Source organism: Butyrivibrio sp. DSM 10294, assembly GCF_028539135.1.
In the GTDB taxonomy this organism is placed as follows: domain Bacteria; phylum Bacillota; class Clostridia; order Lachnospirales; family Lachnospiraceae; genus Butyrivibrio.
On the sequence record NZ_JANSWL010000084.1, the window covers coordinates 1 to 1,030 of the forward strand.

1 protein-coding gene is annotated in these 1,030 nt (G+C 45.4%); it reads right to left on the reverse strand.

Annotation, left to right across the window (positions count from 1 at the left end):
- The coding region (locus NXH67_RS13690) for an InlB B-repeat-containing protein (RefSeq protein ID WP_272797733.1) at positions 1 to 1,030 on the reverse strand (1,030 nt) is incomplete at both ends.

The window sequence follows — 1,030 nt, forward strand, 5'->3', positions numbered from 1 at the left end:
GTCTCCATCCCTGATCCAGCCTACAAATCTGTATCCGGGCTTTGCTTCTGCCTTGGATCCTGTTACTCCCTCGGTTGAAAGTACCTGAAGTCCTTCATCCGCGTCATTGGTAACGGTTCCCATTGTTGTATCGTTTGATTCGTATGTTACGTTATATTTCTGATTGGGATCTGCTTCAAACTCTGCTGTATATGTGGTATCAGCAAAGATTGTTCCGTCCTTCTCAAGATATTCCTTTACAAGAGCTGCTGAAAGAACTGCCTCTGCGCCGGTAATAGGTGTGTCGATATCTCCGACTGTCTTATACCATGCCTTGAACTTGTATCCGGCTGCAGGCTCTGCCTTTGAACCCTCTATACCATCGCTTGTAAGTACCTGGAAAGGTCCCTCGTCTTCAGGATCTACGATTCCGTTGCCCTTTGATTTGTAGAAAACCTTATAGGTCTTGCCGCCATCAATATCAAAGCGGGCTTCAAAGGTGGTGTTTGTATAAAGTCCGTCGGCATCTGTATTGAGGTATCCCTTAAGAGCGGCATTGGTAAGCACTTTTTCTGTACTAACCTCTATAGCATCCTGCCCATCTTCAACCTTGTACCAGCCAATAAACTTATATCCGGCCTCCTCTGTTGCTTCTGAACCGGTGATCTTGACATTTGAAAGTACCTGATCAGTCTGGGTCGTCACTGATACTTTTCCCCTGGACTCATTCTCTGACTGGTAGGTCACTATGTAATTCAGTGACTCATCAGGTTTAAACTTGGCTGTAAAGGTGATGTCCTGATAGAATCCTCTGTCATCCTTGGTAAGCTGGCCTATTGCAGTATCCTTATCAAGTACTTCTGTATCAGCTACCTTATCTTCGCCAACATACCAGCCTTCAAATACATATCCGGGCTCAGGTGTTGCTTTGGAACCGGTGATCTTGTCGGTCTTAAGAACCTGATCAACCTGCTCTGGAGGAGATACTGTTCCCTTAGCCTCATCCTCTGACTTATAGGTTACTGTGTAGGTAAGACTCTCATCATAGTCA